Source organism: Synechococcus sp. H70.1 (assembly GCF_047502705.1).
Classification (GTDB): Bacteria; Cyanobacteriota; Cyanobacteriia; order Thermostichales; family Thermostichaceae; genus Thermostichus.
On the sequence record NZ_JANSIV010000034.1, the window covers coordinates 1 to 23,485 of the forward strand.

Consider the following 23,485-nt stretch of genomic DNA (forward strand, 5'->3'; position numbering starts at 1 on the left):
GAGTTGGGTGGGATCTCCATCGAGGGCAACCTAGCCCACCTGGCTGCAGGAGCGAGGCGGCAGCTTAGCAATCGCTGTCGCTGGGGCAGGGTGCGGCACTACCTTGAAGCGGCCGCTGTGCAGCTGCCCCTGCCTGCCCAGGCGTTGGACTACCGGGTAGCGGATCCCAGGCAAGCAACCGAGCTATTTGTCCAGAAAACTTTCCGCCCGGAGCTGCGCCTTGCGGCCGTGGTAACCTTGGGCCACGGGGCCAAGTACTGGCGCAATTTCCAGCGCTCCCAAACTGTTGCCCACCAGATTAGCAGCGCCGACCTCCTGCTGCTCAACAAAGCGGATGGAATCACCGCTGCTGAACTTGACCTGCGCTGCTACAACTCTGCGGTCTCTTGTCTGCTCACCACCCCAGTTCCCCTGGCCTGTATTTTGGAGGTGCCCGCCTTTTGCCCGGAACTCTGGGATCCCCAGCTCTCCGCTGCCGAGGCTGAAGCTCACGCCTACCCCAGCCACCGCCTAGCCCCAGACGGGAGCCAATCCCTGAGCTTTCAACTGCAGCAGCCGCTGGGGGACTGGCGGCAGGAGGTGCCGGAGACCCTTGTTTGCGCTAAGGGAGTACTGGGGTGGACGAGCCACAGCGGGTTATGTTTCACCAGCTGGGCTGTCGGCAGACCCTCTCGTTGGAGTGAGCAGGGGATCCCCGGGAGCGGCGCCTGTCCAAAAGGGTCTTCACTGGCAAGGGGCTAGACCGGGAAGCCCTGGCCGCCGGCCTCAAGCAGGTGTGCCGCTCAACCGCCACCTGCCCATAAGTTTTGGGAGGGGAGAATGGCCATGACTCGCAGCAAACTTTCAGAGCAGGAACACCAGCAGATTGTCAATGCCTACCGCAGCTCGGTGGCTACTGTTGCTGAATTGGCGGAGCAATTCCGAGTCAGCCTCTCCACCATCACCCGCGTTCTCAAGGAAAATATCCCTCCTGAGGAGTACCAGCGGCTCATTCAGCTCAAACGCTCAGCAGCCCGCCGCAAAGACAAGGGCAAGGAACTTACCCTTCCCCTAGACACTCCCGAGGTACCCCAGCCGCAACAGGGTCTGTTTCCAGAGGCTGCCGACGCCTCCCCTCAGGCGGGCGAGGGAGAGGGGACAACAGGAGCAGAACTGCCTCCTGAAGCATTGCCGGCCCACCTGGTGGCTGAGCTACAGGCAGATCTGGCCGCAGACGAAGACAGAGAGCTGGAAGAAGAAGAGGAAGACGAGGAGGACCCTAGCGACGATTTTCTAGACAGCGCAGAGGCAGGACCAGATCTCCTCGCAGAGCCTGTCCATCAAATTCGGGTGCTCCCCCTGGAGGAGCTGAATCCGCCTGAGACCTGCTATGTGGTGGTGGATCGCTACCAAGAATTGGCCACCCGCCCCCTCAGGGAATTTTTGGGGCCGGGATGCTTGGAAGGGATCGAGAATGCCAATACGCTGCCCATTTTTGACAACCACAAGGTGGCTCGGCGCTTTTCCGAAATGAGCCGCCGGGGTAGCAACACCCACCCGCCCTACCGGGTCATCCAATTTCCCGGCTACATTCTGGAAATTGTGCGCTCGCAGTTGCAAAAAAAAGGCATTACTTACCTGCTGGTAGATGGACAGATCTACAGCTTGTAAAGGATTAGACCTATGTCCGAGTTTCAACTGGTTTCCCCCTACCAACCTACCGGGGATCAGCCTAAGGCAATTGCTGGCTTAGTGCAGTCAATTTTGGAGGGCCATCGCTTTCAAACTCTGCTGGGGGCAACCGGAACTGGCAAAACTTTTACCATTGCCCATACTATCCAGCAGATTGGCAGGCCGACCCTGGTGATGGCCCCCAACAAAACCTTGGCCGCACAACTGTGCAACGAGCTGCGCGAGCTTTTTCCCTACAATGCTGTTGAGTATTTCATCAGCTACTATGACTACTACCAGCCGGAGGCCTATGTGCCCAGTACCGACACCTACATTGCCAAGTCCTCTTCCATTAACGAAGAAATTGACATGCTGCGGCACTCGGCTACCCGCTCCCTCTTTGAACGGCGGGATGTCATCGTTGTGGCTTCTGTAAGCTGCCTCTATGGCTTGGGCATGCCGGAGGAATACCTGAAGGCTTCCATCCCCTTCAAAGTTGGCCAGCAAATTGACCAGCGGCAAGTCTTGCGGGATCTAGTCAGCATCCAGTATGAGCGCAATGATCTGGAACTGGTGCGGGGGCGGTTTCGCGTCAAAGGGGATGTGTTGGAAATTGTGCCTGCCTACGAAGACCGAGTCATTCGCATTGAGTTTTTTGGCGACGAGATTGAGGCCATTCGCCTCATTGACCCAGTAACAGGTCAAATCCTCACCAGCGTCAGCGCCCTCAGGGTTTATCCAGCTCGCCACTTTGTAACACCAGAAGAGCGGCTAGAACAGGCCATCCGCAGCATCGAGCAGGAACTGGAAGAGCAGCTAGCTCTCTTTCGCCGCCAGGGCAAGCTCTTGGAAGCCCAGCGGCTAGAGCAGCGCACCCGCGCTGATCTGGAAATGCTGCGGGAGGTGGGCTATTGCAACGGCATTGAAAACTACTCCCGCCACCTGACAGGGCGCAAGGAAGGAGAGCCACCTGCCTGCTTAGTGGACTACTTTAAGGCCAACGATTGGCTCTTGGTGGTGGACGAATCCCACGTCACGGTGCCGCAAATCCGTGGCATGTACAATGGGGATCGCGCCCGCAAACAGGTGCTAGTGGATCACGGCTTTCGCCTGCCCAGTGCCCTCGACAACCGCCCCCTCAAAGCCGAAGAGTTTTGGGCCAAAGTCCACCAATGCATCTTTGTTTCCGCCACGCCTGGCAACTGGGAACTGGAGCAAAGCGGAGCCCAATTTGAAACAGTGGTGGAAAACGGCAAAACCCTAAAGTTCTATGTGCCGGGTACGGGTCGGGTTGTAGAGCAGGTCATTCGGCCCACCGGCGTGGTGGATCCCGAGGTGCATGTGCGCCCTACCGCCGGGCAGATCGAGGATTTGCTGGGGGAGATCTATCTGCGGCTAGAGCGCTCGCAGCAGGGCCCTGCCGAACGGGTAATCGTGACCACCCTCACCAAACGCATGGCCGAAGATCTCACAGAATACCTGCAGGAACGCGGCATCCGCGTTCGCTACCTACACTCTGAGATTACCCCCATCGAGCGCATCGAGATCCTCCAAGATTTCCGGGAAGGAGCTTTTGATGTCCTGGTGGGAGTCAATTTGTTGCGGGAAGGGTTGGATTTGCCGGAAGTCTCCTTGGTGGCCATTTTGGATGCGGATAAAGAAGGATTTCTGCGGGCGGAGCGATCCCTAATCCAGATGATTGGGCGGGCAGCGCGCAATGTTCGCGGCACGGTGGTGATGTACGCCGACACTCTCACCAGCAGCATGGCCCGGGCTATTGCCGAAACCCAGCGCCGCCGGGAAATTCAATTGCAATACAACCGCCAGCACAACATCACCCCCAAGCCCATCGTTAAGAAAAACAGCAACGCTATTTTGTCTTTTTTAGCCATCTCCCGCAAACTCAACGGCAGGGATCTAGAAAAAGCCTTTCCAGCACCAGATGAGATCCCGCTATCAAAAATTCCAGAGCTAATTAGCGAGCTAGATGCAAAGATGAAGGCGGCGGCTAAAAACCTGGAATTTGAAGAAGCTGCCCGGCTGCGCGACCAGATTAAAAAGCTGCGCCAACGGCTTTTGGGCCACCCTCAGAGCCTCTGAACGCTTAGCCTACCTCCCTTGGGATTTGCTTGTGCCACCATAGGCATACCGCCAAGCCTCCCCGGGATCTCTGCAACCATGGGTGTTTGTCTCCGCCGCGCCATTCGAGAGTCCCTCCTCCTGAAGGGAGCTGTGCTAGGGCTGACGGTGGGGATCGGTCTCTGGCTTTCCCCTGCCGTCTCTGCCCCCCTTGAGGGCCGCCTGGCTCAGGCCCTCGAGCTACAGACTCCTGGCCTTGCCCCTGAGGGATCCCCCCCTCCGATCCCGTTGACTGGCCAAGAGGGCACAGAAGTCTTGGTGGGGAAGGTCCCCGTGTTTCGCCTGCAGACGGCAGAGTACCCCAGTGACGTGCGGGCCGATAACGTGCGGGCCATCATCGAGCGCTTTTTAGAAGAAGGCCAGTTGCCAGAGCCAGAGGTGCGGGTGGCCCAGGAGGCCAATGGGCAGTACGTCCTCCGTCTGGGAGAAAGAGGCCGCTTTGAGGCCACCCAACGGTATTTGTTTACTGTCACCTATGCCGATGCGGCTGCCGAGCGCAGGATACCGCTGGGCCAGGTGAGCCTCAACGATGTGCGTCTGGTGGCCAACAGTTGGGCACGACGGCTGGAACAAGCCATTGCCGAGTACCGGCAGGATCGGCTGGATCTGCAGCGGACGCGGGATCCGCGCGTGCTGCTGTTTACTCTCCTAGCTGGGCTGGCCACTTTGGCGCTGGGGTTCTTTCTCTGGCGGCTGTTTGACCGCAGCCTTGTCCGCCTGCAGAGGTGGCTAGAGCTCCGGGCCGACCCAGGCTGGGGCAGCTGGATTGACGTGGGAGGATCCCTGCTGCGCAGCCTGGGGGCAATGCTGATTGCCGGCATCTCGCTGGATCGCGGCATCAGCTTCATACCCCCCCTGCGACCCTTTCAGCGGGCTTTTTACGCGCGCCTGGAGCAGGTGGTGGACACGGCGCTGGGCGTTCTCACCCAACCGCTGCCCAATTCCCATGTTTCCATTGCTAGCCTGTTGGTTTTCTTTGTCCTGGCCGCTCTGGTTTTTACGGTTGCCCACTACATCAGCGTTGGCTTGAAGCGGCGACTATTAGGTCGCCTTGGGCTAGACTTGGGCACCCAGGAGTCGACGGCGGCCATCTTCAAATACGTCCTCACTCTCTTTGGGATCCTGCTGGTGCTGCCCTTTAGTGGCCTCAACCTCAGCTCCTTAGCTGTGATTGCGGGGGCGGTGGGCTTGGGCATTGGCTTTGGCCTGCAAAACCTTTCCAACAACTACATTAGCTACCTCGCCATCCTCCTGGAGCGCCCCATCCAGATTGGGGATCTGGTCGAAGTGGATAACTTGCTGGGCACGGTGGAGCACATTGGCCCGCGGGCAACTGTCCTGCGCACCTTGGATCGCATCTTTGTGATTGTGCCCAACTCCCGCTTCACCGAGTCGAAGGTGGTGAACTGGAGCTACCGGGATCCCCGCTGCCGCATCCACATTCCCGTAGGTGTAGCCTATGGCTCCGATACGGCCGTGGTTACCGAAGCCCTCCTTGCGGTTGCTAGAGGGAATCCGCGGGTTCTGACCAACCCGCCTCCGCAGGTGTGGCTTAGATCTTTTGGGCCCTCTTCCCTTAACTTTGAGCTGCTGGTGTGGATCAACCGTCCTCAGGATCAATTTGTCTTGATTAGCGAGCTCAACTTTGCCATTGAGGCAGAGTTTCGGCGGCGTGGGATCCGCATCCCCTTCCCCCAGCAAGATATCCACATCCGCAGCTTGGAAGGACTAGTTTCCCTCAGCCCCGATGGCGGATCCCGTTCTCTACCTGATGCCGCTTCCATCCAGTCGGCCCTCAGCGAAGCAGCCCAGTTCCTGGAAGACAAAAGCGGCCTTTCCGATTAGGGCAAGACCCCATGCTGCAAAGCCTAGAGCATGTGTTGGCAAGTTTCAGCGCTCACCCCCTTTGGGCCGAGCTTAGCCAAATGCAGACCCTGCGGCAGATCTGGCCGGAAGTGGTGGGAGAAGCGGTAGCCGCGCAAACCCATCCCGTCAACCTGCGCCGTCAGGTGCTGCAGGTGGCCACCTCTACCCCCGCTTGGGCTCAGAACCTCACTTTGCAGCGCCAACTGATTCTTAAGAAACTCAACAGCCGCCTGCCCTCTCCCCTCACTGATATCCGCTTTAGCCCCGCTGCTTGGCATGCCAGATCTGGCTTGGCTAACTCTTTTGCCGCCGATGCGGAGCTGGTGGACAAGTTCTACCCCCTTTCCCCTGCACCGCCAAAGCGGCCTGCTGCCCCTCGCTGCTCTTGCTTACCTCCCTCTTCTGAGGAGGTCAAAGCTGCCTTTGAGCGCTGGGCTCAGCGAGTGAAACAGCACCAGACCCGGCAAAACCTGTTCCCCTGCCCTGCCTGCGGCTGCCCCACCCCTGCCGCCGAGCTGGAGCGTTGGTTTGTCTGTGGGTTTTGCCATCGCCAGTCCTTGCGGAGGCCCGGCCCTCCCTACCGCGACTGGCAGGAGCTGAACAGGCGTTCCCCCTACTCCAGCAACCCCGACCAGCGCAGGTAGGCTTCGACCAGCGGGGAGCCTGCCAAGGCAGCCACAGCCCCGCCTAGAGCCAAGTAGGGTCCAAAGGGGACGGGTTTGCCCAGGCGGGCCTTTCCTTTGGCCAGGGCCAGCAAGTTAGCCAGCAAGCCCAACCCCGAACCCACTAGGAGGGTCACCCCCACCCCCTGCCAGCCCAGCCACATACCAATCAGGGCAAGCAACTTGCCATCTCCTCCGCCTAGGGCCTCCCGCCGCAAAACCCGGCGGGCCACCAAGCCAATACCCTCCAACAGCCAAATGCCGAGCACCGCGCCAGCAATCCCCGCCACCACTGACCAGCCCATGGCGGCCAGGGATCCCGACCCTTCCCACCAGGGCAGGAGCAAGCGGGCCAGCAGCCCCGCCACCAAGCCGGAGCGGGTGAGCGCTTCCGGCAGCAGAAACGTATCTAGGTCAACCAGGGCCAGCGCCAGCAGCCAGCTCAACAAGACACAGGTGAGGATCCCGCGGGGGGAAAACCCTAAGATGGCGATGCTGAGGCCAAACAGCCCCAGGGTCAAGGCCTCAACGGCAGGGTAGCGCCAGGCAATGGGATCCCCGCAGTGGCGGCAGCGACCCCGCAGCAGGAACCAACCCAGGAGGGGGAGGTTTTCCGTGGGGCTCAGGGGGGTCTTGCAGTGGGGACAATGGGATCCGGGATAGAGCAGAGAGAGACCCCGCGGCAGGCGGTAGACCACCACGTTGATAAAGCTGCCCACACAAGCCCCCAGGACCAACACCAGCACCCAACCCAGCAGACGCAGTTCCCAGGGGCTGTTCGTGTCGACGTTGCTCAGCCACATTGCGCAAGCGCTGCTTAGCAGCGCAGAAGGTTGAGCAGGGCAGCCAAAGCAAGGGTAGCCCTTCTGCCTCACTGCAGCGGCTCCAGCTGCTGCAGGGGGATGAAGGTTTCTTGGGGTAGCAGAATGGGAAACTCAGAAAAGATCAGATCCCCTCGCAGGGTACGGCGGTGGATGACCACACCCCGCGGTGGCTGCTCCACCACCTCTGGTCGGTGCTGAAGATGAAGCTGGTAGATCTGGCGAGCTGCTTGCAGCAAAGTGCTGTCCATGTGCGCTTCCCCACCTTGCGAAGCCCACTATCACCCTAACGACATTCCCAAATGGGATGGAACAGAGGGGAGCGGATCCGCCTCCCCTCGCAGTAGCCTCAACCCTAGGATATCGCCCTCACGAGCCAGTGGGCCATCTTTCGCAAAACTGGCAAGAGGAAGTTTGCGGGCTAGGGATTGGGGGGTGCGTTGCCCCTCTGCCGGGAGAAGGCGGCTGGTGGCAATTGTCTTGCGGGGTTGGCAACCGTTCAAGGTTAAGACAAGGCCATGGATCCCACCTGAGCGCAACAGTAGAGTGGGAGCAAGGGCGCTGAAAGGGGATGGAGAAAACCTATCTGCTGGGGCTGGGCTGGATCCTAGGCCTGTTGCTGCGGGCCTGGCCAGCGGTAGGGGGCTGGGGGTGGGGGATCCCGCTGGCGTTGGGATTGGCGGGATCCCTGCTGTGGCGGCGGCAACTGCGTTTGGCCCGCACCTGGCTGGCGATGGGGCTGGTGGGGTGTCTAGCCTGGACCTACCTGGGCTGGCGACAGCCGGTTCCCGGCCCAACGGATATCAGCCTGCTGGCCCCACAGCCGCAGATGAGTCTGGTGGGCACCGTTCTTTCAGAACCCCGTCCCACCCGCAGCGAGCGGCGGCAGTTTTGGCTTGAGGTGGAGCAGGTGTTGGAGCCCAACTCCACCGCTCGCCAGGTGAGCGGCAAGCTCTACGTCACTGCCAGCCCTGAAGCTCTCCCAAGCCAGGATCTCCATCCCAGCCAGCGGGTGCGCCTGACGGGATCTCTCTACCTCCCCAGTCCAGCCCTAAACCCAGGCAGCTTTGATTTTCAGGCCTATCTGCAGCGCCAGGGAGCTTTTGCGGGGTTCAGCGCTCGCGAGGTGATTCCCCAACCGGGCGGGAGGGGCTGGGGAGGTTGGGTGTTGCGGCGGCGGGTGCGGGAGGCGTTCATTGCCGGGCTGGGGGAGCGGCAGGGGAACCTCTTGGCTTCCTTGGTGCTGGGATCCCGCGCTGCGCAATTGGATTTTGATTTGCAGGATGCCTTTCGGGAAGTCGGTCTGGCCCACGTCCTGGCGGCCTCTGGGTTTCACGTGTCCCTGGTGGTGGGGGTGGTGTTTGTCCTAACGCGGCGGCTGCCGGTGCGCCTGCAGCAAGGGATCCTCCTGGCGGTCTTGGGGCTTTACCTCACCTTGACGGGGTTTACGCCTTCGGTGTTGCGGGCGGCAGTGATGGGGGTGGCGGCCATGCTGGTGCTGACGGAGCCCAGACTGGAAGGAAAAGTTAGGCTTGACCCCCTGGGGACGCTGCTGGTGGCGGCAGTTTTGCTCTTGATCTACCAGCCCCTGTGGATTACGGACTTGGGGTTTCAGCTTAGCTTTGCTGCCACCCTGGGACTGCTGGTGGGGACGGCGCCGATCGTGTCCCGGCTGGACTTCTTGCCGCCGGCGGTGGCTACCGCTCTGGCCGTTCCGCTGGCCGCCCAGATCTGGATCCTGCCGCTACAGGTGGTTATCTTTGGCCGCATCCCCACCTACTCGCTGCTGGCCAACCCGCTGCTATTGCTTCTAGTGGTGCCGCTGCTGGTGGCAGGGTTTGGGGCGGCCCTGGTGGCCTTAATCTGGCCGGGGCTGGGATCCCTGCTGGCCCGGCCCTTGACGTTTTTGCTCACCCCCTTGATTAACTGGGTGAGCTGGATGGCCAGCTGGCCCCTAAGCTCCTACTACACCGGCAGGGTCTCGTTGCTGCAGTGCCTGCTCCTCTACGGGGCGCTAGTGGCCCTGACCTTTTGGCCCCGCTGGCGGCGGGCTTTCCGCTGGCAGGGCACTGCTCTGGTTATGGCCGCCATCCTGCTGGGGCCAAGGCTGTGGCCGGGGCCGCCAGTTCAGATCACGGCTTTGGCCAGTGGCCGTATCCCCATCCTGGCCATCCAAGCCGAAGGACGCCACCTCTTACTGAACAGCGGCGATCCCCGCTTGGCCGAGCGTACGGTGCTCCCTTTTTTGCGGCAACAGGGCCTGCGCCGTCTGGAGGGGGCGGTGGCCATGACCTCTGCCGGCTCGGCCAATGGGGGCTGGGAGATCCTGCTTTCAGCTTTCTCCATCGGGCAGTTCTGGGACGGGGGCGGCGTCAATGCCGCCTCGGACAGCTACCTGCGCTCTCTTAGCGCCGTGCAAGCTGCCGGGATCCCCTATCAAGTCTTGCGGCCTGCGGATTGGATCCCTTTTTCGGAGCGGCTGAAGCTGCAGGCTGTCCACACCAACCCTCTGGTGTTGACCCTGGAGGCGGAGGGATCCCGTTGGCTGCTCTTGGGATCCGCCGGCACCAACGTCCAGGCCGAGCTAGCCGGATCCCCCCTGCTGCCGGCCCAGATCGACTGGCTGTGGTGGGATGGGGGATCCGTAATCTTGGACTTGCTGGAGCGCTTTCAGGTGCAGGCAGGCATCAGCTCCGGCCCTGTTGGCGAGGCAGTAGCTACTTGGTTTCGGCAAAAGCAGCGGCCCCTCTACATTGCCGAGCGCGTTGGAGCGGTAACCTGGTCGCCCCGGGGCGTGCAAACCCTGAGGGCGCAAGATCTCTAGCTCCTCCCCCCCAGTCGGGCTCTAGGGGGGAGGCGGGGGGATCCCATCCCCTAAAATGGGATTACCTCGATGGACTCTCTTTGCTGAGCTAGAGCTATGGACATCATTACCCTTGGCTGGGTTGCCGTTGCTGCTTTCTTTGCCCTTTCCATTGCCTTTGTGGTCTGGGGCCGTAACGGCATGTAGCGGATCCCGCCTGGCCCTGTTGTTGCTAAAGGACTTCCTCCTGCTCTATGGAACTTGACGTGTCCTGGGTTGTCCGCCTTGCCTACGGCAGCATCTTTTTGCTCTTGCTGGCTGTAACGCTGGGGGTTGGCTACATCACCTTTGTTGACTGGCGGGATCGGCGGCGGCGCCAGGAGGCAGAACGGCAAGCTCGTCGCTCCAAGCGGCGGTAGCTACTGGGGTTCTGGGAGATTCCAAGAAGCCTCGCGATCGGGCCTGTCGTCAACGGTTCTCAGGACAGGAGGGGCCACCCAGGGCAAGGGATCCTCAGGCTGGAGGCAAAAGAGCTCTTGCAGGAGACTCTGGTTGGCTTCCCAGAGAGCTTGCAGGTTGTAGCCGGCGTAGGTGGGCAGAAAGTCGGCCAGCTTGCGGTTGGCCTCCCCCAGCAGGATCATGCAGCCGCGGCGGTTGCCGTTTTGCAGGTGGTAGTAGGCCACGGCGGTTTGCAACAGCCCCTGGTAGAAGCGCCGCTCCGGATCTGTTGCCTCCATCCACAGCGCCTCCAGGGTGTCGTGGCAGGCGTAGAACTCCCCCCGGTTGAATTGCCCAACGGCTAGTTGCAGCGCTTCTGGGTGGCCATCGCTCATGGGTCTAGGCACAGTTGCGACTCAGGGGCGGCTGCTGCAGGGATCCCTGCGGCAACAGCAGGGTAAAGCAGGTCTTGCCGTGGCCGCTTTCTACCCAGACGCAGCCTCCCAGCCGCTGCATCCACTGCTTGACCAAAGCCAGCCCCAGGCCGGTGCCGCCCCGCTTCCAGGGATCCCCGCTGGGGATGCGGTAGAACTTCTCAAAGATGCGCTCCCACTCGCTGCGGGGGATCTCCACCCCCTCGTTGATAACCCGAATTTGCACTTGTTCAGGGCTGAGGCGGCCCGCCGTCACCGTGATGCGGTGGTGAGGCGGGGTGTACTTGCAGGCGTTGTTGACCAGCTCCTGCACCACCCGCTCCAGACCCACCTGATCCGTCACTATCTTGCCCACCTTCGGGTCAATCTGCCACCGCAACTGTTGCTGATTGGCCTGGGCCCGCTGCACAAAGGGCTGGAGCACAGTGGGCAGCCAGGCGGCCAAGGACACTTCTTCAAGATGAAGGGGTTTGGATCCCTGCTCCAGCCGCTGCAGATCCAGCAGATCGTTGACCAATTCCGCCTCGCGCTCGCACTCCTGCTCCAGGATTTGCAAGTATTGCTCCCGTTTTTGCGGGGTGCGGGCCACTTTCAGCAGTTGGATGGCCATTTTCATGTTGGTGATGGGGGTGCGCAGCTCGTGGGAGACGGTGCTCAAGAAATCATCTTTGAGGCGGTTGAGGCGTTCCAGCTCACTGATTTGCTGCACCGAGGCCTGGTAGAGGCGAGCCTGGCGAATGGCGATGGCACAGTGATCCGCCACCTGCTGCACTAGCCGCACCTCCAGCTCATCAAAGCACTCGTCTGCCGGCTTCACTAGCCAGAGATCCCCCACCAACCCCTGGCCATCCCGCAGCGGACATACCAAGAGGGTTAGCCCTTCCCGCCGCGGGATCCAGCTTTGCCCCGACAAATGGCACAGTTGCGCCGCTTGCCCCCTTTGCAGTTGCCGGTAGAGATCCGGGTAGTCGGCTAGGGTTAGAGTGATCCCGCCGGCGGGCGGCAGGGCGGCGGTGTATTCGTAGCGCACCGTGGCCTGGCCGGCCTCCAGATCGTAGAGACAGAGATCGCAGCCTTGGATGGGCAGCCCTAGGGCCAACTCCCGCACCACTGCCCGCAGGATCTGGGCTTCGTCCAGGGTGGTGCGCACCTGGTCGGTAACCCGCTGCAGGAGGGCGTCCATTGCTAGAGAGCGCTGCAGGGCCGCGGTCCGCTCCTGCACCTCCTGCTCCAGACGGGCGTTGAGATCTTGCAACTGGCGGTAGAGCTGGTTTTGCGTGATCGAGAGGGCCAGGTGTACAGCAGCGCGGCTGACGAGCTCCAGGTCAGAGGCCGACCACGCCTTGGGCTCGTCAATTTTCAGCTCCCGCCAGGCGGCAAAAGAGATCAAGGGCAGTTGTTGACGGGGATCCTCCCCACCTTCCCCTTGGGCGGGCCAGCGGTAGCCGGCCCAGTGGGTCTCTTGGCAGATGGCGCCACGAAACACGCTCAGCCAGCCCAGCACCTGCTCCTTCCAAAGCAGCGGTACCGCCAGCAGCCCGCGGATGGGCGTCTGCTGCACCTGTAACTGCAGTTCTGGCCACTTCTCCAGTTGCGAAAGCGACCAGGTTCTCACCCCGTTCCCTGCCGACTTGCCTCTTCCCACCTGCTCCTGCAGCCAGGCGTCGTATCCTGCCGGCGGCTGGCTCCCATAGCCGTGGAGAGTCTCCAAGCCCAGGAACTGGAGGCGCAGCCGTGCCCCGATCCCTTGGAGCTGGGCGGTAAGCTGCTCCAGGACGGTGCTCAGGGTGGTTTCGGGGTGAAGCGGCGAGTACACCAGCGCCGCAATTTGGTTAATCAAGCGTTCCTGCTGCGCCTTCTGCCGCGCCTGCTCCAGCAACTCCGCCTGGGCAATGGCAATCGACACCTGATCCGCCACCAACTGCACCACCTGCAGCTCCTCAGCAGAGTAGGAGCGCGGCTCGGCGTGGTGGGAGACCAAGAGCCCCCACAATTGCTGGTGATGCAGGAGGGGCACCACCAGGGAAGAGGCCACCCCCATACACTTGAGGTAATGGGCATGGCAGGGATCCACCGGCCGCTGCGGCACCTCTCCCAGAGGCAAAGGCTGGGCCTGGGCAAAGCGGCCCAGAGGCTCCGGCTGGCTGAGGGAGCGGGTTTGGCCCTCCACATCCACAATGACCCGCACCTGGGCCAGGCGAAACAGCTGCCGCGCTTGCTCAGGAATATCCCCCGCCGGAAAAGACAAACCCAGGAGAGAGGGCAGCCGCCCCGGCTGGCGCGCTTCCGCCACCACCGTTCCATGACCTTCCGGGTCGAAGCGGTACACCTTGACCCGATCCGTGCCCAAAAAGGCCCGCACCTCCTCTACCGTTGCCCTCAGGATCTGATCCAGCTCCAAAGATTGCCGGATCTGGTGGGTAATGCGGTTGATGAGGACATCCCGGCTGGTGCAGGCTGCAGGGGCCAAGTTTTCCGTAGCCATCTCTCCATGAGGGAGCAAAAGTATTGGAAGCTACACTCCCTCTTTCACGATAGCGCCCCCTGCCGGGAAGTTGCAGAGCCGCAGGGGAAAAGCTTAAGGAATTCAAAAGTTCTCCACTCTCCTTCACAAAGGGGGCTGGGGCAGGCGGAAGAGGCGGGCGGCATTTTGGCTGGTCTGTTGGGCCAGGTCTTCCAAGGAGATCTGCAACAGCTCCGCCAGAGTTTGGGCTACCCGCTGCACGTAGGCCGGCTCGTTGCGCTTGCCGCGGAAGGGGGTGGGGGCCAAAAAAGGGCAATCGGTTTCCACCAAAAGCTGGGACAAGGGCACCTCCAAGGCCGACCGGCGCACGGTCTCGGCGTTCTTGAAGGTCACGATGCCGCTAAAGCTGATGAAGCAGCCCAGCTCTACAAAGAGCCGCGTCTCCTCCGGGGATCCACTCCAGCAGTGCATCACCACCCGCAGCGGCCCCCCGGTGGCCAGGGCCTCCTTGAGGAGTTCGTAGGTGGCTGCTGCCGCCTCACGGCAATGGACGATTAGGGCCAAATCCTGCTCCTGGGCAATGGCAATGTGGGCGCGGAAGGAGGCTTGTTGCCGCTCGATATCCGCCGGGTCGGACTTGTAAAAATCTAAGCCCGTCTCCCCGATGGCCACCACCCGCGTGTCGCTGGCGGCCAACTGGGCGATCTTTTCGGCCAGATCCGGCTGCCACTGGCGCGCCTCCAAAGGGTGCAGCCCCACCGACAAAAAGACTTCGGGGTACTGGTTGGCAATGGCCTGCAGCTGGGGAAACTCTGCTGGCGTTACACAGGAGTGCACCAGGTGCCGGATCCCGGCCTGGCGCCAGCGCTCGGCCACCTGGGGCAGATCTTCTGCAAAGTCGGGATAGTTCAAGTGGACGTGGGTGTCCACTAGGGGAGCAGCGGACAAGACGGTGGGGCTCAAGGCTTAGCTCCTGGACAAAGTGCTACGGACTTCATCCAAATTGTAAAGGCTGTTCCCGGCCTACTTGGGATCCTCAAGTTACTGGCGCGATCCCCTGGTGAGGTTTTCTGGGGAGGGGGATGAGCCATGATGATTAAGGAAACTTTACGCTGGAGGTTTGCTATGGCCCGTACTCCCTCGACCATGCTACCTTTGGGCACCCCGGCCCCAGACTTCAGCCTGCCGGATGTGGTAACTGGACAAACCATTTCCCTCTCCACCTTTGCCGACAAGCCCGCTTTGCTAGTGATGTTCATCTGCCAGCACTGCCCCTATGTGAAGCATGTGCAAGAAGAGCTGGCCCGTATTGGCAGAGATTACAAGGACCGCGGCGTCGGCATTGTAGCCATTAGCGCCAACGACGTGGAGAATTACCCTGAGGACAGCCCCGAGAACTTGAAGAAAATGGCCGAGACCTTGGGCTTTACCTTCCCCTTCTGCTACGACGAAACCCAAGAGGTGGCCAAGGCCTTCAGGGCTGCTTGCACCCCTGACTTTTTCTTGTTCGATGCAGAGCGCAAGCTGGTGTACCGGGGCCAACTGGATGACAGCCGTCCCAGCCTGACGGATGTGCCGGTCACCGGCAAAGATCTGCGGGCAGCCCTGGATAACCTGCTAGCAGGCAAGCCCATCGATCCCAACCAAAAGCCCAGCCTCGGCTGCAACATCAAGTGGAAGCCCGGCAACGAGCCTGACTACTTCAAGCAAGCCTAAGCCTCCCGCAGGGCGGATCCCGAGCTTCCCGGAGAGCTGCTGCCGCGGTCACCCCATCTTCGCCCTGGCGCATAGGCTCGCAGGCAACCCCCCATGCGGGGGGTTGCTCCTCCTTGCTTGTTTCCGCCAGATCGTGTACAAAAAACGTAGAAATCGCTTACGTGATATCCCGGAGCACTTGCTAAACTCGTTAGAAGTACGGAGAAAACAGCATGCAGGCCCCTCTCGACTTAACCCTAGATTACCGGACTTACCGCTTGGCAATGGTGCTGAGCGAGAACCTCTCCCTGGGGAAACTGCGGAGGGTTTCTCTAAAGTGGCAGGACACGGCTCCTGCTGCAGCTAAGGCTCAAGCGTCCCTGAAGTAAGGAAAGCCCAAACGGAGACAGCCATGAATACCCCCAGTATCCAGGAAGTAGTTGCGCAAGTGTTTCAGAGTAGCTTCCTCAGCCTAGAGCAAGAGAGCCTCATCAACGAACTGCTTTTGCAGGGACGTTACTCGGAGGCCGACCTAGAAATTCTGGATCAGTTGACCCTGGCGCTGCTTAGCCAAAAGGTTGCAGTGGAAAAGCCAATCTCGGCTTCTGCGGCCTAGCCACTCAAAATCTGGCCCTGGTGGTAGGTTAACCCTTGCTAGAGTAGAGAGAGTATTTCCTGGGACAGCTTTCTCGGCCCATTGGGAAGATGACCGTCGGGGAGCATCTCCCAGGCCATCCCATGCAATCTTCCTGGAGTTCTTCCCAAGGGCAATCCCGCTGGTCTCTCCAACCCATCCCTTTGCGGGTGGCGCTGCTGTTGCCGCTGCTGTTGGCAGTGGCTGGGGGGGCAGGCGGGGTGGGCTATCTCTCCTGGCGGGCTGGGCGGCAGATGGCGCTGCAATTGGCCGAGCACCTGAAGAGGGAGGTTCACCATCGCACTGAAGAGCACCTCAGGCGCTATCTCCAAGCTCCCCTTCAGATCAATGCCCTCAATCAAGGGGCAGTGCAGTGGGAGCTACTGCCCAAGTTGGCCGCACTTCAGCCGCAAGATCTGGAGAGGCTTGAGGCCTATTTTGCCCGCCAGTTGCAGCAGTTTCCCGAGCTGAGCTACATCGGCTTTGTCTCAGCGGAGGGGGGGTTTGTAACCGCCCGCCGCCACGCCGATGGGTCGATTTGGACTTACCACACGCCGGGCCTGAAGCCGGGATCCGTCCAGGGCCGCCAGCGGGATCCGGAAAGCGGGGCTCCCACCGGCTTGACGCGGCAGTTGGGCTGGGTGGATTTGCGGCGGCTGTCTTGGTTTCCCGGGATCCTGCAACAGGAAGAGGCCCGCCGTACCTGGGTGGTGAGCAACTTTTTTGTCGAGTTTCCCAATCAGAGGCCGGAGCGGCTGATCCTGACAGCGCTGCCCTTGGCCGAGGCGGAGGGGCGGGTTTACGGCAGCTGGGTGGCTGCTCTCTCGGCTCAGCAACTGCAGGCTTTTCTGGAGGATCTGCAGGCCAGCTTGGCGTATCCAGGGGTGAGCTGGTTGCTGGATGAAGAGGGCCAGGTGGTGGCCGGCACGGAGGAGCTCTCTCCCCAGCCGCTGCTGCTGGCTGTGCAAGAGCAGGTGGGATCCTGGGCAACGGCGGCCTCTGAAGGTTTGCTGCGCCTTAGGGTGGACGGGATCCCTTACTGGGTGCAGGTGACGGCCATTCAGGATCAATGGGGGCCGGGCTTTTACTTCGTCTACGGGATCCCGGAGGGCGCCCTTTTAGCCCCTGTCTATGCCAGTGCTCGGCAGGCGGCCCTGTTGGGGGGTGGGCTGCTGCTGGGCTTTTTGGCCGCCGGGATCCTCCTCAGCGAAGCCCTCTCTCGTCCGCTGCGCCGCCTTACCCAAATAGCGGAGCAATTTGTGCACACTGGGATCCCGGCCTGGCCCCCTGTGGATCCCGGCCCTATCCAAGAAGTGCAGATCCTGGCCAAAGCTTGGCAGCAGGCGACCACCAACCAACAAGCTTTGCTGGATCGCCTCTGGCAACAGCAGCAGCAGTACCGCGCTGTGGTGGAGCAGCAGACGGAGCTGATCTGCCGCTCTTTGCCCGATAGCCGCATCACCTATGTCAACCCTGCCTACCTGCGCTTTTTCGGCCGTTCTGCAGAAGAAACGATAGGTAGCCGCTGGGTGGACTCTCTGCCACCGCAAGAACGGGAGGCAGTGCTGCAGGCGCTGGCGGCTCTGACGCCTGAGCACCCTTACCACCGCAGCGAGCGGGAGTACCCCGGCGAAGATGGCCAATCCCGCTGGGTGAGCTGGGTGGATCAGGGCATTTTCGACAGCCAGGGCCAACTGGTGGAGATCCTGTCGGTGGGGCGGGAGATCACCGAGCAAAAGCGGGCCCAGCAGCAGCTAGAAGCCCTCAACCGCGAGCTGGAAGCCCAGGTGGCGCTGCGTACTGCCAAGCTGGAGCAGGCTTTGCGCTTCGAGGCGGTGCTGCGCTCCCTCAGCAGCCAGATGGTGGCCAGCCTCAAGGAGGGGGAGATCCTGGAAGAGGTGGTCAAGAGCCTGGCCGAGGCCCTCAACCTAACCAGCTGTCATATTTTCTTGACCGGCGCCGATGGATCCTCCTGGATCCCGGCTTGCTCGTTTCCGGAGAAGGCGGATCCCGCCTACCTCAACGACCCCGAGCTGAGGCACCTGCTGCACTCCTATGCTTTTCTCGAGCAGCCCTGGGAAGTCCACTGCTGTTGTCAAAAGGAGCGAGAGGGGCACTGGGTACAGCTTTTGGCTTGCTCCCTCTGGGACAAGCAAGAGCGGCTGGGGCTGTTGCTGTTGGAGCGGCAGCAGAAGTTTTCCGAAGCCGAAAGGCAACTGGCCTACCAGGTGGCCAACCTGTCTGCTCTGGCCCTGCGGCAGGCCCGTCTGTATGAGGCAGCCCAGGCCCAGGTGAAGGAATTGGAGCGGCTCAACCTGCTCAAGGACGATTTCTTGAGCACCGTCTCCCACGAGCTGCGCACCCCCATGACCAATGTGCGCATGGCCCTGCAAATGTTGCAAATAGCCCGCGATAACCCCGAGAAGCAGCAGCAGTATTTCGCCATCGCCCTCAAGGAATGCAACCGCCAAATTGAGCTCATCAACGACCTGCTGGACATGCAGCGGCTGGCAGCCGAGAAGTATCTGCTCCAACCCGAAGAGATCTTCCTGCCGCGCTATTTGCGGGATCTGGTGGCGGCAGTTCAGCCCCTGGCCCAGGCCAAAAACCAAAGTTTGCAACTGCATCTAGAAGAGGGGATCCCACCCCTTGAGGCGGATCCCACGGCTCTGGGCCGCATCTTGCGCGAGCTGCTGCACAACGCCGTCAAATACACCGCCCCCGCGGGATCCATTCACCTGCAGGTGGCCTGGGAAGGAGAAGGGATCCTCTTTGTCTGCAGCAACAGCAGCGAGATCCCGGAGTCGGAGCTGCCCCGCATCTTTGAGAAGTTCTACCGCATCCCGCAGTCAGATCGCTGGAAGCACGGCGGCACCGGCCTGGGGCTGGCCTTGGTGAAGCAACTGGTGGAGCACATGGGGGGCCAGATCTCCGTCAGCAGCTCGGAAGGATGGACGCATTTTCGCGTTTGGCTGCCTTCTGCCCCGCCGGTGGCAACTGCAAAAAAACTGGGGACTTGAGCGTCTAGGGACGGCCAAGGGCTGGCCCAGGGGAAGGCAAGGGCGCGGGGGAAGCGGTCAGAAAGGATCCCCGTAGTTGACCACAGGCCGCGTTGCTATCCAGGCCGCGGGTTTGGCGCACGCTGGCCCGCACGTGGTGCTCTTCAAGCAGCCGGACGAACTCCGCCACTCGCGCTGGGTGGGGGCGCTGATAGTTGGCCTCGGCAATGGGGTTGTACGGGATCAGGTTGACGTGCAGGCGGGCCCCCGCCTGGCTGGCCTGCTGTAGCAGACGCGCCAGTTGGCGGGCATGGAGGGGCAGATCGTTCACCCCCGCTAGCAGTGTATATTCAAAGCTGACCCGCCGCCCGGTGCGCAGCATGTAGTCGCAGCAATCCCGGATCAGGGCCTCTAAGGGGTAGTGGGCTGCGGAAGGGATCAACTGCTGCCGCAGCTCCTGGTTGGGGGCATGCAGGCTGACGGCCAAGGTAATCTGCAGATTCTGCTCTGCCAGCCAGGGAATTTGCCGGGGCACGCCCACGGTGGAAAGGGTAATGTGCCGCTGGCCAATGCCGATATCTTGGTGGAGGCGGCGGATGGCCTGCACCACGGTGTCGCGGTTGAGCAGGGGCTCCCCCATACCCATGAAGACCACGTGGCTGACGCGGCGGCCAAAGTCCTCCTGCACCGTTAACACCTGATCCAGAATTTCGTGCAACTTGAGGTTGCGCCGGTAGCCCATCTTGCCAGTGGCGCAGAAGTCGCAGGCCATGGGGCAGCCCACCTGGGAGGAAACGCAGACAGTTAGCCGCTTGGCGGTTGGGATCCCCACCGTCTCAATCAACTCCCCATCCGCTAGCTGCAGCAGCAACTTAACGGTGCCGTCGCGGGATTCTATCCGCTGCACAACCTGGGAGCGCCCCACAGGATAATCCTGCAGCGCCTCGCGCCAGGCTTTGGGAAAGACCGTCACTTCCTGCAGGGAGCGGATCCCTTTTTGGTAGAGCCAAGTGTGCAGTTGTTGGCCGCGGTAGGCCGGCTGCCCCTGCTCAACTGCCCACTCTTTCAAGGCAGCCAAAGATTGCCCCAGCAGAGGAAGAGGTGCCGCAGACATAGGCCAAGTGGCAACAGATTGCATTCTTCTACTCTAGCTCGCGGCCCTCAAGGCTTGCTTTGGCAGCTAGGACGAGCATCTTGGATAATAGGTTTGCCCTTGGTTAGGATTTTGCCCGCGCTATGTCGGTTTCGCCGCAACTGGCCCAACTGGCCACCTGGATGGCCGGACATTTCAACAATCTGCACCAGGCGCTGGCCGAGCCGGTTTGGTTTGCCAACATTCACGTCTACCAGTGCCCCCTGCCGTGGTCGGTGTTTCAGGGGATAGGGTTTTACGTGGAGCAACTGTACGATATCTACCCCGACCAGCCCTACCGGCAGCGGGTCATCCATCTCTTCGAGACCCCCGAGGGGATCCGCATCCAAAACTACGCCCTGACCTCTCCAGAGGCCTACAAATGTGCCGGTCGGAACTTAGAGCAATTGGCCCGCCTGAGGGCGGCAGAGCTGGAACTCTTGCCCGGCTGTGTAATCCAGGTGGAGTGGACGGGATCCTGCTACCGGGGCCGCAGCGTGCCCGGCAAAGGCTGTATCGTCGAGCGCAAGGGCAGAACCACCTACCTCTATAGCGAGTTCGAGATTGGGGCCGACTACTTCCACAGCCTGGATCAGGGCCGCGACCCGGAAACGGACCAAGTGGTCTGGGGATCCCTTTCCGGGCCCTTTCGGTTTGTTAAGAAACAGGATTTTTCCTGCTACTTGCCCCGCTGGAGCTAAGCTAGCCCCCCGTCCAAACCCAGAAGGCAAGGATCCCATCCCAGAGCAAGAGCAGCAGGGCGCAGCCGCCCAGTAGCGCGTACATCCAGGGCTGGACATAGGGGCGCAGCCCATCTATCGCAAGGCCAGTGTGGTGACGCACCAGCGCCACCAGTTCCCGGAAGCGGGCTACCCGCATGGGCAAAAGGACGCGATCCCCCCTTCGGCTGACCAGGTAGTACACCAGGCCCCCTTGGCTGGTGGAGCGGGGTTCAAGGCGCTCGACATCGGCCCAGCGGATTTGCCACTCCTGGCGCAGCCAAGGCGGAACCCAGGCGGGGTAGGTGGATTGCATGCCCACCTCGTCCACCTGAACCTGCTGGCTTAGGGATCCCACGAGCAGCCCCCATCCCACCAGCAGTGCCGCCAGCAGGGATCCCAGCGCTAGGGGCGTTCCTTGGCGGGCTAGCAACAGCGGTAGGGGCAGGACCAGCGCCCAGTACAGCGCCTGGACTGAGAAGCGGATCAAGGGCGAGATGGGGAAGATCATCCCTCAAGACGCAGGGGTTGAGACAATCCCAGCCTAGCGCTAAAAAGGCTGCCCTTCCTCTTCGGGGGGCAGAGGGGCCTGGCCTGTCAACAAGCCGTCGGTTTCACCCAAGTCTGGAGCCCCCTCCAGGGCAGACAGGTCCGCTGCTGTCTCTGGGGGCGCGGCCAGGATCCCTTGCAAATCCACCAGACTGCCGCTGAAATGGTCAGCAAAGCGGCGGGCCACCTCCGCCAGCTCATGGGCCAGGTCGTAGGAGGGTGGCCTTGCGGTTTGCACCACTGGGGCAGTAGATTGCCGGGCCCTCAGCTCCGCCTGTCTTGGAAGAGAGAGCTCGGGGGAAGGAGGGCTGCTCTCCAACCTTGAGTCACGGGCCGCAGCTGGGCCAGCATGCCCCTCCCGTAGGCGAGGCGGTGGCTGTACCACCAGCTTCAGCCGCACCGGGCGCCGCAGCAGGTTGTAAAGAGCAGAGTGGACCTCGGCTTCTTTGCTGCGCACCTTCTCCACCAGGCCCTTATTGGGAAAAGCAAGGGTAATTTCTAAGGTCTCCGTCCCCTCGAGCCAAACAAGAGCCTCCTGCTGCAAATGGCCGGATGCCAATAGCCCTCGCGTGATGGGGCGGAGGTTTTCAAGAAACTGCTCCCAGTGGGGCCGCAACACCTGGGCAGGCGCCGGATCCTTTGCCTTTTCCGGAGGGAGCGGCTCTTGTGGGCTGGGTCCTTGCGGCAGGGGCGTCAAGTCCCCTGCTGGGCTAGGGGAAGGGGTGAAGGACTCTGGGGTGGCTGTTGCCGTAGCCCTCTGCTTTTGTTCTGCTGGGGTGCGGGGGGAGGCATCGACAGTTTTCTCAGCAGAAGGTAAGCCCGCAGAGGCAAGGGGGATCGCGGCGCTGGCTGCAGCCCCTGGGCGCAGCTGGCCCAGCAGATCCAGCAGAGCAATTTCCAGCCACAGCTGGGGTTGCCCGCTCTGGCGAATTTGCGGCTCGCACTGGCGCAGATGGCTCTGGATTGCCAGCAGCATCTCTACGGAGTAGCGAGGGGCCCGCTGTTGCAGGGCCGCCCAGGTGGGATCCGTTACCGCCGCCCAATGCCGTTGCTGGGGGGCCGTCTTGGCCAGGAGCAGATCCCGGTAAAAAGCCGCCAGGTTCTGCAGCACCACCAGGGGCTCTTTGCCCCGCTCCAGCAATTGCCGCGTTTGAGCCAGCACCCCCTCTACATCCTGGGCCAGCAGGGCATCCGTCAACTCCAAAAGCTGCTGTTCCGGGATCCCGCCCACCAGATCCCAGACAACTTCTGGGGTGATGGATCCCTCTAGCAAGCTAAGCTGATCCAGCAGGCGCTCGGCGTCCCGCAGCCCGCCCTGGGCAATTTGGGCTACTAGCTGCAGGGCTTCTGCTGTGATGGGGATCCCTTCCTGGGCGGCGATCTTGCCCAGGTGGGCCACCATGTCGTCGAGGGGGATGCGGCGGAAGTCAAAGCGCTGGCAGCGGGAAACGATGGTGGGCAGAACCCGCTGCGGGTCGGTGGTGGCGAGGACAAACACCACGCGGGGGGGCGGCTCTTCCAGGGTCTTCAGCAAAGCGTTGAAGGCCGCGTTGCTGAGCATGTGACATTCGTCAATGATGTAGACCTTGTAGCGGCTACTCACCGGCGCAAACTGGGCCCGCTCGATTAGCTCGCGGATGTTGTCCACGCCGGTGTGGCTGGCGGCGTCAATTTCAATCACATCCAGAGAAGAGCCGGCGGTGATGGCGCGGCACTGGCTGCACACCTGACAGGGATCCGGCGTCGGCCCCTGCTCGCAGTTTAAGGACTTGGCCAAAATGCGGGCGCTGGAGGTCTTGCCCGTGCCGCGCGGCCCGCAGAACAAATAAGCCGGCGCCACCCGGTTTTGTCGGATGGCATTGGCCAGAGTCTGCACTACTGCTCCTTGACCGACGACCTCGGCAAAGCGCTGCGGGCGGTATTTTAGGTGCAGGGGCTCATAGGCCATTTCCCAAATCTCCGAGCAAGCAGCGCCTCGACTGCGCTCCTAGGGCTGGGGCGAAACTCAAGGGCGAGGCGGAGAGGGGTCCTGGGGATCCCAGCGGCGCAGGCCAGGGAGAGAGGGGAGGGGCAGCTTCCAGCTTGGGGTATCCAACTGATCCATGCCCTGCAGCCGGTAGCTGAGCTGGTCCAGTTCCCGCTTAAGCCGGCGGTTTTCTGCCTGAAGGGCAGCAATGCGCTCGCGGATGGGCTGTAGGCGGGCCTGCAGCCTGCTGCGGTAGAGCTGCGGCAGCTCCTGGAGCAGATGCTCCAACACCTGCTTTTCTTGGTAGAGCTGCTCAATTTCTGCCTCGTAGCTGCGCAGTTGCCGCTGCTGCTTTTCTTGGCGCAACTCCAAAAGATCAATTTGGCTCTGCAGGAGGCGGTTGCGCTCTTGCAAAGCCTGGATCTCCTGCTCCCGCGCCGCCAGGGCTTGCGCCCACCAGGACTCCGGCCTGCTGCTGCCAAGCGTTTCACCGCCGCAAAGCGCTTCTTGCATT

Annotated in this window: 21 protein-coding genes; 12 read left to right on the plus strand and 9 right to left on the minus strand. The window is 61.7% G+C overall.

Annotated elements, in window-relative coordinates; all coding sequences use genetic code 11:
• From NW827_RS02255 to NW827_RS02275, 5 genes are all read left to right on the plus strand, one after another.
• Window positions 1-741, plus strand: a 741-nt coding sequence (locus NW827_RS02255; protein WP_414503293.1) for a GTP-binding protein, incomplete at its 5' end; no start/stop codon positions are given.
• Between the two features lie 84 nt (window positions 742-825).
• Entirely contained in the window at window positions 826-1,650 is an 825-nt protein-coding gene (locus NW827_RS02260; RefSeq protein WP_414361710.1) for a hypothetical protein, read from the plus strand.
• Window positions 1,651-1,662: 12 nt separating this feature from the next.
• Complete coding sequence (gene uvrB, locus NW827_RS02265) at window positions 1,663-3,750, plus strand: excinuclease ABC subunit UvrB (protein WP_414403702.1); 2,088 nt, start codon at window positions 1,663-1,665, stop codon at window positions 3,748-3,750.
• Between the two features lie 78 nt (window positions 3,751-3,828).
• Window positions 3,829-5,634 carry a mechanosensitive ion channel family protein gene (locus tag NW827_RS02270; protein WP_414503294.1) on the plus strand — a complete coding sequence of 602 codons (1,806 nt, stop codon included), beginning with the start codon at window positions 3,829-3,831 and terminating at the stop codon, window positions 5,632-5,634.
• An 11-nt stretch (window positions 5,635-5,645) separates the two neighbouring features.
• The gene (locus NW827_RS02275; RefSeq protein WP_414403704.1) at window positions 5,646-6,299 is read left to right on the plus strand and encodes a DUF721 domain-containing protein; all 654 of its coding nucleotides are present in this window, start codon (window positions 5,646-5,648) and stop codon (window positions 6,297-6,299) included.
• Here the strand turns inward: NW827_RS02275 and NW827_RS02280 are convergent.
• Together NW827_RS02280 and NW827_RS02285 are read right to left on the minus strand one after the other, a co-directional pair.
• Window positions 6,269-7,120, minus strand: a complete 852-nt coding sequence (locus NW827_RS02280; RefSeq protein ID WP_414403705.1) for a prepilin peptidase — start codon at window positions 7,118-7,120, stop codon at window positions 6,269-6,271. The genes NW827_RS02275 and NW827_RS02280 overlap by 31 nt on opposite strands.
• A gap of 68 nt (window positions 7,121-7,188) precedes the next feature.
• On the minus strand, window positions 7,189-7,389 hold the full coding sequence (locus NW827_RS02285) for a hypothetical protein (protein ID WP_414403706.1): 201 nt from the start codon (window positions 7,387-7,389) through the stop codon (window positions 7,189-7,191).
• Between the two features lie 320 nt (window positions 7,390-7,709).
• Between NW827_RS02285 and NW827_RS02290 the strand changes: the two genes are divergently transcribed.
• The 3 genes from NW827_RS02290 (at window position 7,710) to NW827_RS02300 (ending at window position 10,360) form a co-directional block, all read left to right on the plus strand.
• Window positions 7,710-9,962, plus strand: a complete 2,253-nt coding sequence (locus NW827_RS02290; RefSeq protein ID WP_414503295.1) for a ComEC/Rec2 family competence protein — start codon at window positions 7,710-7,712, stop codon at window positions 9,960-9,962.
• A gap of 96 nt (window positions 9,963-10,058) precedes the next feature.
• Window positions 10,059-10,148, plus strand: coding sequence for a cytochrome b6-f complex subunit PetN (locus NW827_RS02295; protein WP_414361698.1), 90 nt, complete (start codon window positions 10,059-10,061; stop codon window positions 10,146-10,148).
• A 59-nt stretch (window positions 10,149-10,207) separates the two neighbouring features.
• Window positions 10,208-10,360 carry a hypothetical protein gene (locus tag NW827_RS02300; protein ID WP_414503296.1) on the plus strand — a complete coding sequence of 51 codons (153 nt, stop codon included), beginning with the start codon at window positions 10,208-10,210 and terminating at the stop codon, window positions 10,358-10,360.
• On the opposite strand, the gene NW827_RS02305 is transcribed toward NW827_RS02300, so the two are convergent.
• From NW827_RS02305 to NW827_RS02315, 3 genes are all read right to left on the minus strand, one after another.
• The gene (locus tag NW827_RS02305) at window positions 10,361-10,774 is read right to left on the minus strand and encodes a DUF309 domain-containing protein (protein WP_414403709.1); all 414 of its coding nucleotides are present in this window, start codon (window positions 10,772-10,774) and stop codon (window positions 10,361-10,363) included.
• Window positions 10,775-10,778: 4 nt separating this feature from the next.
• Window positions 10,779-13,298: a GAF domain-containing protein gene (locus NW827_RS02310; RefSeq protein ID WP_414503297.1), complete on the minus strand. Its 2,520-nt coding sequence runs from the start codon at window positions 13,296-13,298 to the stop codon at window positions 10,779-10,781.
• Window positions 13,299-13,421: 123 nt separating this feature from the next.
• On the minus strand, window positions 13,422-14,240 hold the full coding sequence (locus NW827_RS02315) for a TatD family hydrolase (RefSeq protein ID WP_414403711.1): 819 nt from the start codon (window positions 14,238-14,240) through the stop codon (window positions 13,422-13,424).
• A 162-nt stretch (window positions 14,241-14,402) separates the two neighbouring features.
• Here NW827_RS02315 and NW827_RS02320 point away from each other — a divergent pair, with 162 nt between their 5' ends.
• The 3 genes from NW827_RS02320 to NW827_RS02330 all read left to right on the plus strand — a co-directional run bounded on the left by NW827_RS02320 (window position 14,403) and on the right by NW827_RS02330 (window position 18,626).
• Window positions 14,403-14,993 (plus strand): thioredoxin family protein, encoded by a 591-nt coding sequence (locus tag NW827_RS02320; RefSeq protein WP_414361690.1) that lies wholly within the window; start codon window positions 14,403-14,405, stop codon window positions 14,991-14,993.
• Between the two features lie 391 nt (window positions 14,994-15,384).
• On the plus strand, window positions 15,385-15,588 hold the full coding sequence (locus NW827_RS02325; RefSeq protein WP_414403712.1) for a hypothetical protein: 204 nt from the start codon (window positions 15,385-15,387) through the stop codon (window positions 15,586-15,588).
• Window positions 15,589-15,710: 122 nt separating this feature from the next.
• Window positions 15,711-18,626, plus strand: coding sequence for an ATP-binding protein (locus NW827_RS02330; RefSeq protein ID WP_414503298.1), 2,916 nt, complete (start codon window positions 15,711-15,713; stop codon window positions 18,624-18,626).
• A gap of 4 nt (window positions 18,627-18,630) precedes the next feature.
• On the opposite strand, the gene rlmN is transcribed toward NW827_RS02330, so the two are convergent.
• On the minus strand, window positions 18,631-19,719 hold the full coding sequence (gene rlmN / locus NW827_RS02335; RefSeq protein ID WP_414403714.1) for a 23S rRNA (adenine(2503)-C(2))-methyltransferase RlmN: 1,089 nt from the start codon (window positions 19,717-19,719) through the stop codon (window positions 18,631-18,633).
• 122 nt (window positions 19,720-19,841) lie between these two features.
• On the opposite strand from rlmN, the gene NW827_RS02340 reads away from it, so the two are divergent.
• Window positions 19,842-20,438, plus strand: a complete 597-nt coding sequence (locus NW827_RS02340; protein ID WP_414403715.1) for a chromophore lyase CpcT/CpeT — start codon at window positions 19,842-19,844, stop codon at window positions 20,436-20,438.
• A 1-nt stretch (window position 20,439) separates the two neighbouring features.
• On the opposite strand, the gene NW827_RS02345 is transcribed toward NW827_RS02340, so the two are convergent.
• From NW827_RS02345 to NW827_RS02355, 3 genes are read right to left on the minus strand one after another with little or no spacing between them, the layout of a single operon-like run.
• Window positions 20,440-20,967, minus strand: coding sequence for a hypothetical protein (locus NW827_RS02345; protein WP_414403716.1), 528 nt, complete (start codon window positions 20,965-20,967; stop codon window positions 20,440-20,442).
• Between the two features lie 39 nt (window positions 20,968-21,006).
• Window positions 21,007-22,953, minus strand: coding sequence for a DNA polymerase III subunit gamma/tau (locus tag NW827_RS02350; RefSeq protein ID WP_414503299.1), 1,947 nt, complete (start codon window positions 22,951-22,953; stop codon window positions 21,007-21,009).
• Window positions 22,954-23,010: 57 nt separating this feature from the next.
• The gene (locus NW827_RS02355) at window positions 23,011-23,484 is read right to left on the minus strand and encodes a hypothetical protein (protein ID WP_414403718.1); all 474 of its coding nucleotides are present in this window, start codon (window positions 23,482-23,484) and stop codon (window positions 23,011-23,013) included.
• Between the last annotated feature and the right edge of the window lies 1 nt (window position 23,485).

Excerpts from the sequence above, each read along its gene's own strand:
- NW827_RS02260 (WP_414361710.1), top strand. The coding sequence starts at position 826 with ATGACTCGCAGCAAACTTTCAGAGCAGGAACACCAGCAGATTGTCAAT.
- uvrB (WP_414403702.1), top strand. The coding sequence starts at position 1,663 with ATGTCCGAGTTTCAACTGGTTTCCCCCTACCAACCTACCGGGGATCAG.
- NW827_RS02270 (WP_414503294.1), top strand. The coding sequence starts at position 3,829 with ATGGGTGTTTGTCTCCGCCGCGCCATTCGAGAGTCCCTCCTCCTGAAG.
- NW827_RS02275 (WP_414403704.1), top strand. The coding sequence starts at position 5,646 with ATGCTGCAAAGCCTAGAGCATGTGTTGGCAAGTTTCAGCGCTCACCCC.
- NW827_RS02280 (WP_414403705.1), bottom strand. The coding sequence starts at position 7,120 with ATGTGGCTGAGCAACGTCGACACGAACAGCCCCTGGGAACTGCGTCTG.
- NW827_RS02285 (WP_414403706.1), bottom strand. The coding sequence starts at position 7,389 with ATGGACAGCACTTTGCTGCAAGCAGCTCGCCAGATCTACCAGCTTCAT.
- NW827_RS02290 (WP_414503295.1), top strand. The coding sequence starts at position 7,710 with ATGGAGAAAACCTATCTGCTGGGGCTGGGCTGGATCCTAGGCCTGTTG.
- NW827_RS02295 (WP_414361698.1), top strand. The coding sequence starts at position 10,059 with ATGGACATCATTACCCTTGGCTGGGTTGCCGTTGCTGCTTTCTTTGCC.
- NW827_RS02305 (WP_414403709.1), bottom strand. The coding sequence starts at position 10,774 with ATGAGCGATGGCCACCCAGAAGCGCTGCAACTAGCCGTTGGGCAATTC.
- NW827_RS02310 (WP_414503297.1), bottom strand. The coding sequence starts at position 13,298 with ATGGCTACGGAAAACTTGGCCCCTGCAGCCTGCACCAGCCGGGATGTC.
- NW827_RS02320 (WP_414361690.1), top strand. The coding sequence starts at position 14,403 with ATGGCCCGTACTCCCTCGACCATGCTACCTTTGGGCACCCCGGCCCCA.
- NW827_RS02325 (WP_414403712.1), top strand. The coding sequence starts at position 15,385 with ATGAATACCCCCAGTATCCAGGAAGTAGTTGCGCAAGTGTTTCAGAGT.
- NW827_RS02330 (WP_414503298.1), top strand. The coding sequence starts at position 15,711 with ATGCAATCTTCCTGGAGTTCTTCCCAAGGGCAATCCCGCTGGTCTCTC.
- rlmN (WP_414403714.1), bottom strand. The coding sequence starts at position 19,719 with ATGTCTGCGGCACCTCTTCCTCTGCTGGGGCAATCTTTGGCTGCCTTG.
- NW827_RS02340 (WP_414403715.1), top strand. The coding sequence starts at position 19,842 with ATGTCGGTTTCGCCGCAACTGGCCCAACTGGCCACCTGGATGGCCGGA.
- NW827_RS02345 (WP_414403716.1), bottom strand. The coding sequence starts at position 20,967 with ATGATCTTCCCCATCTCGCCCTTGATCCGCTTCTCAGTCCAGGCGCTG.
- NW827_RS02350 (WP_414503299.1), bottom strand. The coding sequence starts at position 22,953 with ATGGCCTATGAGCCCCTGCACCTAAAATACCGCCCGCAGCGCTTTGCC.
- NW827_RS02355 (WP_414403718.1), bottom strand. The coding sequence starts at position 23,484 with ATGCAAGAAGCGCTTTGCGGCGGTGAAACGCTTGGCAGCAGCAGGCCG.